Raw genomic sequence first — 15,237 nt, forward strand, 5'->3', positions numbered from 1 at the left:
CCCGGTGGCCTGGAGGTGGGGAGGGGCAGGGAATGGGGGACGGGGCACGGCTTTAGGTGGTGGTGCGTTCGGCGTGCGCGGTGGCGCCCGCGTGCACGGTGAGGGTGCGCAGGCCGACCAGCTGGAGGATCTGGGTGCGCTGGTGGTGGGTGACGTGGACGGTCACCACGTCCTTCTTCACCGAGGCGTTCCCGGTGGTGTCCTTGGTGGAGGCGATGTGGGCGCGGGCTGCGGCTGCGGCCTTGTCGCGTACGAGGCGGACGTCGCCGCCGCGTCTCAGGCTTTCGACATCGAGTTGCTGGGCGCCGCTGCGGGCGGCTTCCTGTGCGACGTCGAGCGCTTGCGCCTTGGCGGCCAGGGCGAGCCCGCCGTCGACGACGATCCCGGCGAAGAGCCAGAGTGCGGCGAAGACGCCCACGACGAATGCCGTGACCTGCCCGCTGTCGCCTCCCGTGCCCAACTGGGCATGCACTGCGCCCAGTTGGCTTCGCACTCGTTGCTTCATGGCGTGCTCCGGTAGGTGTCGACCACTGAGTAGGCGGTCTCGTCGAGCGTCATATGGCCTGGCATCCGGCTCATGGTGAGGTCGCTGAGGTCTGCGGTGCAGGAGAGATGGGCCGTCACGGTGGCGCCCGGTGCGAGGCCGCCCGTGGTGAGGCGGACGTGTGGCTGCGTACAGGCTGATCCGGCCTCGCGCAGGGCTGCGCCCGCCGCCTGCTGGGCCTGGGCGTGGGCTTCCTTGTCCGTACGTGCGAGGGAGGCGGCGCGGGCGGCCTGGTGGGCGGCATCTGCCACGATCAGTCGGGCGTCGGCGAGGCGTCCCAGTGCCACCACGACCAGGAGGACGAGGACGAGAAGCGGCGTGACCAGTACCAGCTCCACTGCCGCCGACCCCCGCTCCCTATCGCTTGGCGAACGGTGGCGTGCGGGCCGAGGTCGGCTCATGTCCGGCCTCCCGATCCCGATCCCGTTCCCGATCCCGTTCTCGATCCGGCTCCGGCTCCGGCTCCGGCTCCGGCTCCGGCTCCGGCAGGTTCGGTGACCCTCTCGACCGGCCCCGAGGCGGCGGCAGAGGCATGCAGGACAAGACCGGGCACGGGCAGTACGCGCGTCACTGTTCCCTCCACGTGCACCGTGGCCTGGTTGGCTGTGCGCTGGACGGTCACGGACGGGTTGGTCAGCACCCGGCTGCCCAGGGCGGCGAGGCTGCGCCGCCCTTGCGCCTGCCCGGCGCCGACGCTGCCGTGTTCGACGCGGGTGGCGGCCAGGGCGCGCTCGGCGCCGTACTGGGCGATGTGCCTCGCGTGCCAGGCGAGCGCGAACTGCACGATGAGGAGCGCCATCAGGAGCAGCGCCGGGACAACCAGCACGAGCTGCGTGGCGGCTGCTCCACGATCGCAGCGCGACAGCAGCAGCAACCGCGACAGGGGACGCCGCGCAGGAGGCAGCCTGCCGGGCCCACTCGACCTACAGGGCCTGAGGACGGACGCGGTCACGGTTCAGCCCATGTCGATGCCGTTGGCCTTGGCCGTGACCTTGGCGACGATGATGCCGATCACGGCCAGGGCAAGGACCGTCAGCAGAGCGGTGACGATGATGGTCTCGGTGGTGTAGCCCGCGTCCGATCGGGCTTGCCTGCGCGCTTCGGCCAGGCGGGCGCGCACCAGGCGGTTCAGAGTGTCGAGGTGGAACATGGCGGTGCTCTTTCCGTGAGTCTCCGTGCGATGTCTCAGTCGGGTGGGGCTGGTGCGGTGAGGTCGGTGGTGCGGTGGGGTGAAGTCGTAGGCGTCGAGCGTCGGGGTCAGCTCATGGACATGACGCTGGCGAGGGCCGGATAGCCGATCAGCAGCAGGAACGCGGCGAATAGACCGACGACCGGCAGCGACATCCGCTCGGTCGCCGCCTGCGCCGCTCCGTCCGCTTCCGAGATACGGCGGCGTCGCATGGCCCGCGCCTTCGCCGTGAGCGAGCTTCGGATCTTGGCACCTTCACTGCCCGCGAGGCCGAGCGTCGAGGCGAGCTCGGTCAGGTCGATGACGGCCAACTGCCTTCCCAGGTCAGCAAGGTGGGGCCAGGGGCTGGTGCGGGTGAGCTGGGCGACGTTCAGGGCGTGCCGCAGCTTGGCCGCCGCCCACCCCTGGGGCGCGGCGACGGCCTGGCCCAGGGCCTGCTGGATGCCCGCGCCGCCGGCGAGGGCGATGACGGTCAGGTCCAGGACGAGGCTGAGGGTGTGGCGCATTTCGCTGCGCCGACGCGTGGCCTGCGCCCGTAGGGACAGGTCAGGGGCGAAGAACAGCACCACAGCCAGGGCGAGCGAGCCGGCCAGCGGCACCCACCAGCCACTGGCGACACCGGCACCCAGGCGCAGCACCACCACTGCCAGCCAGGGGGCGAGGAGCCCGGCGGTGGCGCAGACCGCCTTGCCCGCGAGGTGCTGATCCTCGTCCACGTCGCACACGGCCAGGTCCGCGCGCAGGGCCGGGGTGGGAAGGCCAAGTGCGCGCAGCAGCGGCACGGCGCGCCTGCCCAGCCGGGTGGCCCACTCCGCTTCATCACCCCCGCGTCCTCCACGAGTGGGACGCGAATCGGCGCTCTGAGCAGGGGTGTTGAGGGCGGTGAGGACGTCGGCGAGGGCGGTACGGGGCGGGCGGAGCCCGTAGACGAGCGCACTGGCTCCGGCTCCGAACAGCGCCCCGAGCAGCATGACGATCATCGTGAACCTCCCGGTGTACGTGCCGGTCCGGCGCCCTCCGCGTCATGGCCAGCAACTGCACTAGCAGCGGCGGCGGTGGCGGTGGGGTCGATGAGGCGGACGGGTTCGTCGATGCGGCCGATCACCGTCAGGTATCCGAAGCTCGCAATGAAGAGGACTCCGACCACGGCGAGCACGGCCTGTCCGGTCAGCGAGTCGAAGGGCGCGAGGTAGGGGCGGTTGAAGACCACCAGGCCGAGCACCATGCCGAGGGTGACGGTCACCGTGACCCGCACCCCGGTACGTACGCTCGCCCGCCCGGCATCGACACGCTGACGCATGGCTACCTGCTCACGCACCGAGTCCGCCAACTCCCCGAGCAGCGGGGCGAGTTTGCTGGCCTGCTGCTCAGCCGCCATCACAAGGGCGGCCACCACTACGTCGGCGAGCGGGTCATCGACCTCCTCGGCGAACGTGCGCAGCGCGGGTGGCAGCGGATTGCCGGCTCGGACCGTCGCAGCGAGCTCCCGCATCTCGTCCCCGAGGGCGGTCGGGGCGATGTCTGCGGTCGCCAGGATCGCCTGTTCGAGACCGGCTGCCGCGGACAAGGTGTCGCGCAGCATCTCTGTCCAGGTCGCCAGTGCCTCCATACGTTGGGTACGCCGCGCTGCCGCCCGGTCCGGACCGAGTAGCCCAGGCAGGGTGAGGACGGCGACGGACGTCAAGACTGCCGCCACCGGCCAGCCTGTCAGCGCGCCCGCGACGGCCCCGACGACCACCGCGCCGACCACACGCCGCGTCGTCCACTCGGCGGGCAGCCGCGCCACAGCCCACCGCCCCACTGACCGCCCCGCTCCTCACTCAGCGCGCGCCGACGCACGCCGTAGCCGATGGCCACCGAGCCGAGCCCGAACACCGCCCCGCAGGCCACCGCCGTGGCTGTCCACGCGCCGGAGCCCACGAGCCCGCCCACAAGCCCACTGGCCGCCCCGCTCGTAACCCCGCTGGCCAGCCCGTCAGTCAGCTCTCCCGCCAGCCCAACCGCCGCCCCCACCACCGACCCATCCGTCACGACTCCGCTGGCGCTCATGACGCAGCTCCCCACCACTGCGAGGCGGCATGACGGGCATCGAGCCCGACCGCCACCAGGTCATCCAGGGTCTGGGCTCGCAGCGGCGTGGCAGGCACAGCCCGTTCCTCCGGACCGGGTCGGTAGACCTCATTCGAAACAATCTGCGCCCCATCCGCGTCGACGACCTCACGCACCGAGTCGATCACCCGCCGCCCGCCCGCATCCCACCCCAAATGCACGACGAAATGCACCGCGGAGGCCACCATCAGGTTCGTAGCCTCCAGCGTCAGCCTCTCCGGAGACTGAGCCGCGTACGAGGCGAGCTTGGTGAACACCCCGCGCGAGGTGGAGGCGTGAATGGTGGACAGCGAGCCGTCATTGCCCTGCGACATGGCATTGCACATCGGGATGACCTCGGCCCCACGGATCTCCCCGACGATCACCCGGTCCGGCGACATCCGCAGCCCCCAGCGCACCAACTCCGCCTGATCGATGCCTCCTTGGCCCTCGATGTTCGGCTCGCGAGCCTGCAAGGCCACCACATTCGGATGCGCCACCTGATCCGTATCCAGGCCGAGCTCAAAGGTGTCCTCGATGGTCACGAGCCGCTCGTGGGACGGGATCTCATGCGCGAACGCACGCAGCACCGTGGTCTTACCGACATTCGTGCCACCCCCGATGACGATGTTCTTCCGCGCCCGCACCAGGGCCCGCAGAAAGTCCGCCATCGCCTCGTCGCACACCCCCAGCCGCACCAGCTCACTCATCGAGGCCGCCGGAAACCGGTGACGCCGAATGGTCAGCGACACCCGCCCGCACACCGCCATCACGGCGAACAACCGCGACCCGTCGGGCAGTTGCAGATTCAGCCGAGGAACCCCCCGGTCGAACCGCCGCTCCTCTCCACCCGCCCGCGCCGCGAGATTGCGGACCAGCTCCACCAGCTCCGCGTCCGAGGCGGCCACCGCCCCCTCCCGGTGCCAGGCCCCGGCCGCGTCTTTGACCCACACCACGTCACACCCGTTGACGCAGATGTTCTCCAGCGTCGTATCGGCCAGCAGCCGCTCAAGTCCCCCCGTCCCGAACAGCGCGTCCTCGACCGCCCGAGCGATCCGCTCCTCGACGACGGCCTCGATGACCGCCCGTCCCTCCCCCAGCGCCCGCAGCCGCTGCGCCCCGAACTCCTCGCCCAGCAACCGCCGCACTGTCTCCCGCCGCGCCCCCTCCCCCTCCACCGGCAGCCCAGCGGCCTCCCGCTCCCCCGCATACGCAGCAAGGCGAGCCGCCACCCGCTGCCGTACGACGTCCGCGAACTCCCGCTCCCAGCCGGCAGCCACTGCACCGGACGGGGGCATCACCTGCTCGCTCATGACAGGCCCCCTTCGGCTCCGCGCACCGGCACGAGACGGACCTCACCAAGGTCGAAGGCCGACACCGAATCTCCCTCGGCGACAGGCTCGCGCCGACCACCCTCCGCATCTCCAACCCCACGCCCAACCCCTGCTCCGCCCTCCGGCGACGACGTCGTCCAGGCCATCCACCGGGCAAGAGTCCGAACCGCTCCCATCAGCGGCGACGGCCGGAACCCACTGGTACGCAGCCCACCCCCCGCCTGAGAACTGTTCATCGCGGCCACGCACTTGGCGTCCCAAGGCAGGAAGAACACAGGACCGACACCGATGCTCGTCGCGATCTCATCCGCCGGATACGGACACGGCCCCACCACAACAAGAGCCATACGCCCAGCAAACCCACCGACGCCCAAGCCACACGCGGACACATGGGTCAGCGGCTCCGCCCCACCCCGCGCCACGAGCACCACACGATCGGCCACCTCCAGCAGCGGCTCGACCTCCTCACTGAGCCGCCCCACATCCAGGACAACGGTCCCCCGATCCCGACCATCCCCCACGAGCACCCGCCGCCCGCCCTCGCCGACCAGCAACCGCACAGCCTGGCGACACGGCCCACGCCCCGGAACCGAGGCCACCGCCCGTACGCCAAAAGGAAGTTCACTCACGGCCCCCAATAGAGACCCCGGCATCGGCTGCCCAGCAGCAGCCGCAACATCCAACAGCGATGGCGAAGTCGGCAGCCCAAACCGGATCATGAGGTCCCCACCCGAGGCATCGGCCTCCACCACCACCGGCCGCACCCCACCATCAGCGTCCGACGGCCAGGCGGCAGCGGCAGCCAGCGCTGCCGTCGTCACCCCCGGCGCACCCGAGATCGACCCGACCACGACCAGCCGTCTCATGGCGCCTCACGCCCTTCAGCAGGCAGCACCACGACACGCGGCCGCTCCAGCTGTGCCGCTCGACGTGCCGCCCCGGTCTCCACCAGGACCGTCACCACCCGCGGCCCACCCGCAGACTCGGCATGGCGCACCCCGGTCACGGTCCCCGTCACAGCCGAGACAACCGGCTCCTCCTTCGCCTCCTTGCCGGCGACGGCGTCACCCCCATCCGGTCCCGGCAGCACCGCGACCCGCTCCCCCTGAGCAAGCTCCGGCGGCGCACCTCCCACCTCCACGGCGAGCGCCACCTGCGAGAATCCGGCCGCCGGAAAGCTGGCACGCGTCCCCACCTGCCCCCGCGCCAGCAACGCTCCGGCCACCAACGGCACCCGCGCCCGCCGCCCCACCACCGCACCCCGCTCCTTGAACGGCACCACCCCCACATCCGCAGCCACCTCCACCACGCGCAGGTCCCCCGGCTTCACCACTCGCCCGACCGGCACGTCACGGGCCACGACCAGCACCTGCTCCCGCTGTCCCACCGACTGCGCGATGAGAGTGAAAGCAACGGCTGACACCACCACGGCACCCACCCCGGCCCACACCCACCCCAGCCGACGCCGCCGCCCACCCGTAACGGCAGGCCGCTGCTCCGGCCCCGCCCGACGCGCCCCCGGCACTGCCAGCCGACCGCTCGGCCGGGCCGAAGAAGACATGGAGGTACCCACAACTCACCTCACGATCAAGAGATTTCCGACGTGCACCAGCCCGACCGACCGCCCGCCCGGACGATCCGCGCCGCGCCCCCCCCCAGCGCTCCAGCTACTCCAGGCCGTCAGCGCGCAACGACGGCCTGCACTTCATCCACCACAAGCTGCCGCTGCGCATCCATCACAAGCCCCGGCACCACGCCACCCTGCCCAGCCCCGTGCCACTCAACGTCCCAGGTCACCCGCACCGAGACAGTAAAGGCATCATCCGGCTCCGCCACAGACGCCCGCCGATAGGTATAACCACAGTCAGGCGACGACGACTTGGCGCTGTACTTCTTCGAGTACAGCGTCCCAGGACCCCTACACACCACACGCCCACCCTCCCCCATCGACCACACAGCCCTCCTCGGCCGAGCAGTCGCAGTGACCTTGACGTCCTCCACAGCCGCCGTAACCGACACCGGCTCCCAGCCCTTACGCTCCACCCACAACCACGTAGGCACATGAACCACCTGCACCAGATCCTCATCCGGACTCGTCCGAATCACCGGCTCCGGCAACTCCAGCCGCTTGACGGCTTTTTGGACCACGACCTCCACCGGCACCTGCCCTCCCCCACCCGGCTTCGGCATCAGCGCCCGGGGCAACGGAAGGGTGACAAGGGGCTTGATCCCCAACGACCCGATCCCCCCAACGCTCCATCCAGTCGCGCCCACCGTGAACCAGGACGTGGAGCTGCCTCGCCCTCCACCGCGACCAGGCTTCGCCGGGGCCGAGCCACCCTGAGATACCGGCTGTCTCCCGCCTGAGCCACCTGATCCACCATGGACGCTCTTGACTTCGGCAACACACCGCGGAGCGGAGCAACCGAGCTTCACGCTGTTGCCAAGTCCCCCGTCAGCCAGAGCAGGTGACGCCAGAGGTACGCAGGCTGCTCCGATCGAGGCGCAAAGGAGCAACCGAGCCCAGCCGCTTCGCGTCAGCATGTGCCCACCTCATCGACGTACAGCTTTTCGACGACCCAGCGCCCGTGCTGATGACGCACTGTCGCGTCCACCCGGTGATGCCCACCAGGGACGTTGTTCTTGAGAGCGCCATCCTTGGTGTACTGAAGCCACCGCGAGTCATCAACGCAGTCGAGGATCACCACTTCGTTGACCGTTCGCTTCGTCACTGTGGGTTCGAAGGACGGCTTCCCCTGGACCACGACGCCCTGCTTCTTATTCGCCTGGACCGTGTGACGCAGCAAACCGAGCGCACCCTCGCCCGCATGATCATCAAGTCGGGGGTCTTTCGGATCGGAGTCCCGAGATACCGCCACCATGTCGCGCCACATAGCGCGATACACACCGAGGGCATCCGACTGCCGCTCATTCGGCGCGCGGGACTCCTCCCTCTGGGCAGACCTCTTGGGCTGCGGATCAGCATGTGACGAGCCGTCGCCGCACCCCCCTATAGCCAGACCGACGAGCGCAACACCCACCCCCGCGACGACCGCTCGGGTTCTCAATAGCGATCTCACCATCCCCGCCACCCCTCCCCCTCAAGACCCGGAAGATCACTCTTAGTGACCACCTGGAAGTGGAGTTACCCTCCGCCATCGCAAACAATCCTGGGGGAGGGCCCAATTCCGTTCTGCTCACGTCCTGTTACGAGACGATCCTCCGTGTTCACCACGCGCCACAGAAGAAGGCGCTGGGTGTCACCCAAATGGGCGACACCCAGCGCACCGCGCCCCTCAGAGGGCGCTCAGACCCCGTAGATCACTGCCCAAGCAGTCTTTGAACCATCGCACCGTCGCGCCTTGAACCCCCAGGCACCACAGGTGAGTTGATCTACAACTTGCAGCCCTCGCCCACCTTCGGACAACACCTTCAGCAATGCCGTCGACCCACCTCCTCGCGCCTCTGGTGGGGGCTCGAAGAGATCCACAGCTGGGTGGACCACCACGTCGGGGATTTGCGGATCACCGTCCACGACCTCACAAATCAACACGCTCTCCGTGCGACGAAGCCGCAGCTCGTACGGACCTGGCGCGTGCTCGACCGCATTAGTGATCAACTCGCTGGCCACGATCAAAGAGTCACTGATCACTTCGTCATTGCACCCGAGTTGGTCCAGCGCACAGCGCAGAGCCTTTCGGGCGCGAGGCACCGTGTCCGGCGTGCTCTGGGTCCACATCCACAGAACCTGGACACAGTCTGCTGTCGCGCGCGACGTCGTCATGCTCATCGCTGCCCTCCTTGCCCCGCGTGACGGCCTCGTCGTACAAGGCGCTGACGGGCACTGCCGGGACGCGCGCAAGGATGCATCTCGCCCCGAGCAAAGGGGCTTGAATCGCGAGCGGGGGCCAGCAGGAGGGCAGTGTGGTCGTGGAACGGGGTCAGCATGAAGACCTCCGGGCGGATCGCGGTTGGAACGCGACCACCACACCGTGGTGCTCGTGAAGAGCGGAAGCCGCTGGCCAGAAGGGCTTCGTCGTCATCCCAAATAGCGTGCCTCGGCGCGCAGTTCACTGAGCCGGGCGCCGAGGATCTGCCGGGCCTCCTGGAAGTCACTCACACACTGGAACGTACCCGCTGCTGAAAGTCGCTGGTAGGCGTGGCGTAGTGCCATGCGGCATCGCGAGCCTGGCAGGCGGTGAGGACATCGGCAGGGTCCTCGGTGACATACACACCGAGGGTGACATCGTCCTCATCGAACGCGAAGCGGACGAGGGTCTTGGAGTCGAACAGCCAGAAGTCGTAGTCAGCCAGCCGAAGGGCCTGAGCCTCCGAGCGGGTGAGGTTGCGGATGTCCTCGCCCGCAGCCACGTTGCCCAGGCCGCTGGCGAGGAGGAACTCCTGTCCCTGCGTGACTGGTTCATCGACGAGACGAACCCGCTCGAACCGCTTGCCCTGCTCGGTCTGGGCGCGGATCACCCATCGAGCTGTAGAACAACGGGCCCGCACAACGCGTCGGTCCCACCCTGGGGGTGTCGCCCGAGTGCGTGTCGCCCGTTGGCAACATGCAGCTCGGCACGGACCCTGCATAACTCCCCGGGCGACCGCGCCTCCGCGATCACCACCCACTACGCCGACTCCCCCTGCATCGGACTCAACGAATTCTGAGAGGGACGTCGAGTGTGGCGCCGCCAGGTGCTGTCAGGCGCAGGAGGTAACCGCCGGGTGTCATCCCGGCTTGGAGGGTCGGTATCCGGGTCCGGCCGTCGGTATCGGTCGCACTCAAGGTACGGCTGCGCTCAGGTTGCCCCTTCTGGTCGGTGAAGTGCGGCCCAGTTGCAGTGGGTTGACACTCTTCGGTCAGAACAGTTGCGGTGAGCACCACGCCAGGCAGTGCCGCTTGGCGGCGGGTGGCGCGGATGGTGAGCTCGCGGGCGAGCTCCGTACCGGCCTCCGCTTCGACGGGTGTGTCGTCGAGGAGGGTGAGCTGGTCGGCCTCTCGGACAGTGACCGTCGCCATGAATTTCACTTTGGCTGAGGGGTGTTCGGTGACGGCGGCATGCAGGGTGAAGGTGCCGGGCTGTCCGCCGGCGCTGATGCGTGGTGCGGCCGCGATGCCGTCCCGGTCGGTGGTGACGGTGACCTGGCGGGTGCCGTCGGGGAAGCGGGCTTGGGTGGTGCCGGAGATGGTGTAGCGGACCTTTATGCCGGTGGCGGGGGTGTTGTCCTTGCGGCGGACGATGGTCCTGGCGAGTTCGGGGAAGTCCTCCTCTGCGGTTGCCGTGAGCTCGGTCGGCCCCAGGGCCGTCAGGCGGTCCACCGGCGCGGGGCGTGTGGGCGTCGTGGGCTTGGGTTTAGGCTTGGGTTTGGGTTTGGCAGCGGGCTTGTGGGGCGTCGTGGGCTGCGGTTTCCGCGGGCCGAGCGTCGGCGCGGAACCGCGTGAAGTCGGCTTTCCAGCCGTGGCGTTGGGACCAGCGCGATGGCCCTCTGCGCGGTGGCCACGGTCGCTCTCCTTGGGCACCCTCTGCGTCTCACCGGAGCCGTTGCTCGCTTCAGCACGGGTGGGACGTGGCGCGTGCTGCTGGTACTGGCGCATCCAGGCCAGGACCGTATTCACGTACTGGCGTGAGTTGTTGTAGCTGAGGACGGCTCGATCCAGGTCCGCGGCCGCAGAAAGGTCGCGGTCGCCGGTGCACAGGTACAGGCCGGCGGTAAGGGCCGCGTCGTGGATGTTGTTGGGGTCGCGTTTGCCGTCGGCGTTACCGTCCGCGCCCCAGGTCTTCCAGGTGGAAGGGATGAACTGCAGCGGGCCCACTGCCCGGTCGAACTCGCCGTCGCCGTCCCACTGGCCGCCATCCGTGTCGCGGATGAGCGCGAAGTCCTTGCCGTCCAGGCGAGGTCCGAGGATGGGGCGCTTCGTGGTGCCGTCGGAGGCGAAGCCGTAGCCCTGGGCGTGTACGGATTCGACGCGGCCGATCCCGGCGAGGAGTTCCCAGGGCAGGTGGCAGGAGGGCTGGGTGGTGTCGAGGATGCCGGCCGCGTTCTTGTACGCGTCGAGAGCGACGGCCGGGATGCCGGTCGAGGCGTCGGGAGCGGAGCCGGCTTCCGGCCCGCCGCCGGTGCCGGATTGACCGTTGAGTGGGGGCAGTTCAGTGACGTACGGGCGGTGGGGGCCCGCCTGGTCCGATGCGTCTCCGGAGGGTGTCTCGTCGGCGTCGGCTGTCGGGGCCGTCACGGCGCCGGTGGCCGAGGCAAGGGTGGCGGCCAGGATGAGGGCACAGGCTGTGGGGCGCCAGGTGCGGGTGAGGCGGTGGCCACCCCGGCGGGGGCGGGAGCTGGGGCGACGGTGACGGGGGCGGTGGTGCACAGGGTAAGTCCAGAGTCGTGGTGGTGCGTAGGCGCGCGAGGTGGAATCCGGGATACGGGATACAGGGAGGGCGTGGCGGCGCGCTGTGCGCGAGGAGGTGGGGAGGCCCTCTACTGGCCGGGCCTCCCCACCTGTCACGCGCAGTTGCGCGTCCTACTGGCCGGCGGGCGTCAGCCGAGCGCCGCCATCTTGTCCCAGCCGCCAGTGCCGATCGTGACCGGAGCCCCGAGTCCACCGGCCGTCAGGCGCGGGTAGAAGTGCAGTCCCTGGCTGGTGTTGTTCGTGGTGGCCCACAGGTCGGGGACGCCGTCGTTGTCGGCGTCGGTGGCCGAGGTGAGCAGGGGGCGGGCGGCGGGGGTGAAGCCGGTGGCCGTCAGCTTGCGTGTCCCGGAGCCGAGCCCTTCACCGGCCGGGCCGGTGCCTTCGTAGGTGAACAGTTCGCCGGTGCTGCGCTTGCGGGCGAGCAGGTCGACGTGGTCGTTCTTGGTGACGTCGCCGGGGGCGGCGAGGTCGTAGCCGGACCAGCCGCCGTCGCCGATGAGGACGGGTTCGGCGTATTCGTCGAGGTAGCCCGTGGCGTGGCCGTAGTAGAGCCAGAGGTGGTTGCCTTCCTTGACCAGCAGGTCGGGGAAGGAGGGCAGGTCCCATTCGTCGATCTTGCCGTTGCCGTCCAGGTCGGTGGGGCCGTCGACGTCGCCGATGGCCAGGATCTGGTCGGCGTTCTTGAAGTGGTCGTTGGCAGGGTCGTACAGGCTCAGGTCGCGGCGTCCGTCGCCGCACGCGGAGCCGTTCGCCTCTTCGCCGTAGCTGGTGCAGGCGTAGCCGAAGCCGTTGTTGGGGTGGATGTGCAGCTGTCGGCTGCCCTTGGCGCCGGTGGTGGTGATGAGGTCTTCGTAGCCGTCCTCGGTCCAGTCGCCGCGTCGGGTGATCAGGGAGCCGGTGAAGTCCTGGGTGCTGGCGTCGCTGGTGGTGCCGATGCGGCCGTTGCCCTGGCCCGCGTACATGCGCAGCTGTCCGGTGTTGTGGAGGGCGAGCAGGTCGGGGTTGCCGTCGCCGTTGAGGTCGCCGGGCTCGTCGGTCTTGCCGGTGGGATTGGCGTAGAAGAGGTAGGTGCGGGTGTCGGACTTGTTGTTCGCCTTGTCCAGGGAGCGGGCGAAGACGCGCTGCGGTCCGGTCGAGGGCGGGGTGAGCTTGACCTTCGTACTGCCGCCTGCGGAGGGGGCGTTGACGGAGCGGACCTTGGGGTCCCAGTCGGTCCAGTATTCGTACTTGGCGACGTCCTTGATGCCCGCGGAGGACAGCGTGAAGGTTCCCTCGGTGCGGGCCGGTGAGGTGTTCTCGGGCCAGCCGTCCTGGCCGTCGGGGAACTGGGTGGAGGTGATGCCGGGCGGGTTGCTGGGCCGGTTCGGGTCGAAGGCGAAGCGGCAGCCGGGGGCTCCGCTGGTGGGGTTCCAGTCGGAGTTGGCCTTGCCGTCGCGGGCCTGGACCTTCCACGAGTAGTTGCCGTTCGCGGCGCCCAGGTGCTTGGCCAGCAGGCTCTTGGACACGGTGGTGCGGGCGATGCCGCCGGAGCTGACCTTGACGTCCCGGTCGACGACGATGCCGGGGCTGGTGTCGTGCTTGCCGGTGGGCCAGAGGTGGAAGCGTGCGGTGACGCTGCCGCCGTCGGGGTCGGAGACCTTCGCGGTCAGCTGCACGTCGGTGTTGCCCACCGTGACGTAAGTGCCCTTGTCGCCACAGGAGTTGTTGACGCGGGTGCTGGGCACCGTGTCCAGGCTCGACGGCTTGTTCGGCACTGAGTTGTACTCGGTGGACAGCACCGCGGTGGAGGCGTCGAACTTCTTCCACGCGTGCACGTCGCTCTCGCTGGCGCGCAGGCCGAAGGCGACTTTGGTCCACTTCTTGGCCGCGGCGTCCGCGGTGGCGCCCTTGACGTTGAACTCCAGGTTGCCGGCCGGGCACGAGGACGACCAACCCTTGGCGGCGGTGACGGTGGCGTACTTCGTCCACCAACTCGGCTGCTTGTTCCATGTGGTGGCCGAGGAGATAGCGCCGGTCAGCCATGCCTCGACAGGCTTCTTGGTGCAGGACCAGGAGTGCGTGTTCTTGATGCGCAGGGTGGACTTGGTGATCTGCTTGCCGTGCAGCTTGCGCGGGTCGAACTGGACGAAGGAACGCCAGGTGCCGCTGGTCTCCGACTCGTGGCCGACCCGGGCGACCTTGGAGGAGTGGTTCCAGTACGAGGTGCTGGGGTGCTTCTTGCTGACCGCGGTCCAGCCCAGGCGGGGGCTGGAGACGGTCGGGTCGATGTATACGGGGAAGACGGTGTCCGGATCGGACAGGACCTTCTGGTCCGGCGTCACGACCAGTTCGTCGCTGGATGCCTTGAGGGGCATACGGGTGGTGGTGGCGCCGTAGCGGGGCTCGAAGACGTCCTCGTTGCGGGTGGCGGGCTTGTCGCCCTGCTCGTCCAGGAGGGCGGCGACGTCCTTGGGCTTGGCGCTCTTCGCGTTCGTGGCGGCGGACAGCTGCGTGTCGGGCACACCGGCCGAGTCCCACATCTCGGGCGCCGGTGCGGTGAACACCTCCTGTCCGGCGGGGTTCACCGCGGTGAGGTTGCCGGTCGGGTCGGTGCTGACGCTCACCCCGTCGGCGTCGAGACCGTAACGGACCTTCTTGAGAAGGGGGTTGTCAGCGGCCTCGCGGGTCTTGACCACGAGCAGTTGCTGATAGCCGTCCACGCCCGCCTGCATGCGCAGGTCGATGCCGGGTGCCACCTCCGGGTAGACGGCCGTGTCGCCTTCCAGTCGAGGGGTGGGCAGCTTGCCCGGCCAATCGACGGTCAGGGAACGGTTGTTGCGGGTGATCGTCACCAGCGGTGCGTCGCCGCCGGAGGAGAATTCCAGGCCGACGTCGACGGCCTTGGGCCGGACCGCGCCGTCCTGCAGGCGCAGGGTGGTGTCGACGTCGACCAGAGAATTGTCCTGCTTCACGCGGACAGGCGCCGCCGCCGTCTCTTCCGTGAAGGTGCCGTCAGGGTTCGCGTAGACGGTGTCGAACTGGGTGCGGTGCGAGAGCACTTCGACCCGTTCACCTGTCCGTGCGGCCTTGCGTGATGCGGCCGCCTCCGGGTCCGCGTCGGTTGCCTGCCTCGCCTGCTCCTGGCCGGTTCGCTCGGGCTCCGCGGAGGCTTGCGACACGGTCAGCACCGGGATGGCGAGGGCCGTGGCCAGCGCGCAGACCAACGATATACGAGGCAACGTACGCCGGGAGTTTCGGGGTTGACGGCCCGTTTTCAACAGGGGTCCCTTCACAGAATTTCGACCAGGGCGTGATTCCTGGGATCAGCACAGCGGAACGTACCCCACACCCGTACACCCGTCACATCCCATTCCGCGCACTGTGGTTCGGATGCTAAAAGTGACTTTGGTCCTTGGCGCTCAGGGCTTTGGTCACTTCCTGGCAGTCGAAAGTCCTCACAGATAAGAACTCCCTAAGAATTGGTCAAGAACCTAGGTAAAGCCTGTGTAATGTCGGCGCGGTTCATTTGCTTACGCCTTGGGGAGAGGTCTGCGCCGTGTCACGTACTGCTGTCCGTGGGGAAGTTGACGAGCCACCAGGCACGTCCTCGACATCCAGGCCCTCAAGACGGGCATGGTGGCGCCGGGGTGCGGTACGGACGGTCACGTCGTTTACCGCCGCAACTCTGTTGGTG

General features: G+C 69.0%; 15 protein-coding genes. 1 reads left to right on the forward strand and 14 read right to left on the reverse strand.

What is annotated here, in order from left to right; translation table 11 throughout:
* Positions 1 to 52 precede the first annotated feature (52 nt).
* From ACQB60_RS10480 to ACQB60_RS10510, 7 genes are all read right to left on the reverse strand, one after another.
* The gene (locus ACQB60_RS10480; RefSeq protein WP_496925575.1) at positions 53 to 505 is read right to left on the reverse strand and encodes a pilus assembly protein TadG-related protein; all 453 of its coding nucleotides are present in this window, start codon (positions 503 to 505) and stop codon (positions 53 to 55) included.
* Positions 502 to 882 (reverse strand): TadE/TadG family type IV pilus assembly protein, encoded by a 381-nt coding sequence (locus ACQB60_RS10485; RefSeq protein WP_496925576.1) that lies wholly within the window; start codon positions 880 to 882, stop codon positions 502 to 504. Before ACQB60_RS10485 ends, ACQB60_RS10480 begins: the two co-directional genes overlap by 4 nt.
* Before the next feature lie 59 nt (positions 883 to 941).
* Entirely contained in the window at positions 942 to 1,418 is a 477-nt protein-coding gene (locus tag ACQB60_RS10490) for a TadE/TadG family type IV pilus assembly protein (protein WP_496925577.1), read from the reverse strand.
* 81 nt (positions 1,419 to 1,499) lie between these two features.
* A complete protein-coding gene (locus ACQB60_RS10495; RefSeq protein WP_496925578.1) occupies positions 1,500 to 1,694 on the reverse strand; it encodes a hypothetical protein in 195 nt (64 codons plus the stop codon).
* A gap of 107 nt (positions 1,695 to 1,801) precedes the next feature.
* Positions 1,802 to 2,713 (reverse strand): type II secretion system F family protein, encoded by a 912-nt coding sequence (locus tag ACQB60_RS10500; RefSeq protein WP_496925579.1) that lies wholly within the window; start codon positions 2,711 to 2,713, stop codon positions 1,802 to 1,804.
* Complete coding sequence (locus ACQB60_RS10505; RefSeq protein WP_496925580.1) at positions 2,710 to 3,534, reverse strand: type II secretion system F family protein; 825 nt, start codon at positions 3,532 to 3,534, stop codon at positions 2,710 to 2,712. Before ACQB60_RS10505 ends, ACQB60_RS10500 begins: the two co-directional genes overlap by 4 nt.
* A 244-nt stretch (positions 3,535 to 3,778) precedes the next feature.
* Positions 3,779 to 5,134, reverse strand: coding sequence for a TadA family conjugal transfer-associated ATPase (locus ACQB60_RS10510; protein ID WP_496925581.1), 1,356 nt, complete (start codon positions 5,132 to 5,134; stop codon positions 3,779 to 3,781).
* Between the two features lie 410 nt (positions 5,135 to 5,544).
* On the opposite strand from ACQB60_RS10510, the gene ACQB60_RS10515 reads away from it, so the two are divergent.
* The gene (locus tag ACQB60_RS10515) at positions 5,545 to 5,796 is read left to right on the forward strand and encodes a hypothetical protein (RefSeq protein ID WP_496925582.1); all 252 of its coding nucleotides are present in this window, start codon (positions 5,545 to 5,547) and stop codon (positions 5,794 to 5,796) included.
* A 221-nt stretch (positions 5,797 to 6,017) separates the two neighbouring features.
* Here the strand turns inward: ACQB60_RS10515 and ACQB60_RS10520 are convergent, their stop codons facing one another.
* The 7 genes from ACQB60_RS10520 to ACQB60_RS10550 all read right to left on the reverse strand — a co-directional run bounded on the left by ACQB60_RS10520 (position 6,018) and on the right by ACQB60_RS10550 (position 14,722).
* Positions 6,018 to 6,584, reverse strand: coding sequence for an SAF domain-containing protein (locus tag ACQB60_RS10520; RefSeq protein WP_496925583.1), 567 nt, complete (start codon positions 6,582 to 6,584; stop codon positions 6,018 to 6,020).
* 251 nt (positions 6,585 to 6,835) lie between these two features.
* Positions 6,836 to 7,318 carry a hypothetical protein gene (locus ACQB60_RS10525; protein ID WP_496925584.1) on the reverse strand — a complete coding sequence of 161 codons (483 nt, stop codon included), beginning with the start codon at positions 7,316 to 7,318 and terminating at the stop codon, positions 6,836 to 6,838.
* Positions 7,319 to 7,692: 374 nt separating this feature from the next.
* Positions 7,693 to 8,037, reverse strand: a complete 345-nt coding sequence (locus ACQB60_RS10530; protein ID WP_496925585.1) for a hypothetical protein — start codon at positions 8,035 to 8,037, stop codon at positions 7,693 to 7,695.
* A 425-nt stretch (positions 8,038 to 8,462) separates the two neighbouring features.
* Positions 8,463 to 8,945 carry an ATP-binding protein gene (locus ACQB60_RS10535; RefSeq protein ID WP_496925586.1) on the reverse strand — a complete coding sequence of 161 codons (483 nt, stop codon included), beginning with the start codon at positions 8,943 to 8,945 and terminating at the stop codon, positions 8,463 to 8,465.
* A 326-nt stretch (positions 8,946 to 9,271) separates the two neighbouring features.
* Positions 9,272 to 9,745 carry a DUF6879 family protein gene (locus ACQB60_RS10540; protein WP_496925587.1) on the reverse strand — a complete coding sequence of 158 codons (474 nt, stop codon included), beginning with the start codon at positions 9,743 to 9,745 and terminating at the stop codon, positions 9,272 to 9,274.
* 64 nt (positions 9,746 to 9,809) lie between these two features.
* Entirely contained in the window at positions 9,810 to 11,390 is a 1,581-nt protein-coding gene (locus ACQB60_RS10545; protein WP_496925588.1) for a lytic transglycosylase domain-containing protein, read from the reverse strand.
* Between the two features lie 302 nt (positions 11,391 to 11,692).
* Positions 11,693 to 14,722: an FG-GAP-like repeat-containing protein gene (locus ACQB60_RS10550; protein WP_496925589.1), complete on the reverse strand. Its 3,030-nt coding sequence runs from the start codon at positions 14,720 to 14,722 to the stop codon at positions 11,693 to 11,695.
* Positions 14,723 to 15,237 lie beyond the last annotated feature (515 nt).

Origin of the sequence: Streptomyces odontotermitis, assembly GCF_050510915.1 — a bacterium.
GTDB lineage: Bacteria > Actinomycetota > Actinomycetes > Streptomycetales > Streptomycetaceae > Streptomyces.